Annotated in this window: 1 protein-coding gene; it reads left to right on the forward strand. The window is 77.6% G+C overall.

The genetic code is table 11. The annotated features are described in order from the left end of the window. Positions 1-953 (forward strand): GTPase (locus L2I40_RS23730; RefSeq protein ID WP_237217807.1); only part of this gene is annotated, 953 nt, incomplete at both ends.

The raw sequence follows: 953 nt of genomic DNA on the forward strand, positions 1-953 counted from the left end.
CCGCCGAGCTCGATGCCCGCGCCGCGCCCGACCCGGCCTGGCGCGAGATCGAGCGCAAGGCGTGGGAGGATGTCGAGGCGCTCGCCGCCGCGACCCCGCCCCTCGAGCCGGACCGCGAAGCCGCGACGGAGCTCGCCCGCCGCACCGTCGAGACGGTCGCGCGCCGCTTCCACCCGGACGACCCGGACGCCGCCGCGCGCGTCACGCTGCCCGAGCTGCTGCTGCTGACGGAGCGCGTCTCGCGCGACCTGCGCCGCTTCGTGCTGATGCACATGCCGGGCGCGCGGTCGCTGCGCATCGACCACGCGCTGAAGGTCAAGCGGCTGGTCGATCGCTGGGGCGCGCCGGCGCAGCGCGTCTTCGAGGTCGGCTACGCCGCCTGGCGCATCGGGCGCATCGCCGCCAACCCGACCACCGGCGTCGCGCAGGAACTCGCCCGCTGGCTCGACGCGGAGGGCCGCGCCGCGCTCGCCGGCAATCTCCGCGCCGCCGCGACGCGCGAGCTGGTGCGCGAGACCGGGCGTGCCGCCATCGACCTCTATGCCGGCCGCCTGCGGCTGACCGCGCAGGAGATCGAGACGGCGGAAGCCGCCGACCGCAAGAGCGCCGAGGCGCCCGCCGACATGCCGGTGCGCATCGCGGTTCTCGGCCAGGTGAACGCCGGCAAGTCGAGCACCGCCAACGCCATGGCGGGCGCCGTGCTCGCCGAGACCGGCCCGACGCCGACGCCGGGCGGCGCGCGCGAATGGGAGATCCGGGCCGACGGGCGCCCCGCGGTGCTGCTCGTGGATACGCCGGGACTGGACGGGACAGAGCCGATCCGCGCCGCGGCGCTGGCGACGGCCGCGCGCGCCGATGCGATCGTCTGGGTCGCCGCCGCCACGCAGCCCGCGCGCGCCGCGGATGTGGAGGCGCTGCAGGCGCTCCGCGCGCTTCAGGCCGCGGACCACGCG

It is taken from the genome of Falsiroseomonas oryziterrae, assembly GCF_021864505.1.
In the GTDB taxonomy this organism is placed as follows: Bacteria; Pseudomonadota; Alphaproteobacteria; order Acetobacterales; family Acetobacteraceae; genus Falsiroseomonas; species Falsiroseomonas oryziterrae.